At 76.9% G+C, this 234-nt stretch carries 1 pseudogene; it reads right to left on the bottom strand.

Features of this window, described 5'->3' with window-relative positions:
- Positions 1 to 234, bottom strand: a pseudogene (locus tag KVT14_RS21525) (aspartate aminotransferase); the annotation flags it as partial.

Here is a 234-nt window from a genome sequence, read left to right as displayed (position 1 = left end):
GTACCCGGGCCGGGCCAGCGCCACCCGGTCGCCGACGTCGAACGCCTCCAGGAACGCGAGCATGAACCCGCCCGACGACCCGGTGGTGACGGCCACCCGCGCCGGGTCGACGTCGTCGCCGTACCAGGACCGGTAGTGCGCGGCGATGGCCGCGCGCAGCGCCGGGCTGCCGAGTGCCTCGGTGTACCCGAGGTCCCCGCCCGCGAGCAGCTGCACCGCGCGCTCGCGCACCAC

Source organism: Cellulomonas sp. GbtcB1 (genome assembly GCF_019091725.1).
GTDB lineage: Bacteria > Actinomycetota > Actinomycetes > Actinomycetales > Cellulomonadaceae > Cellulomonas.
Note: the sequence above shows the minus strand (reverse complement) of the source record. Positions and strands in the feature narration are given on the sequence as shown.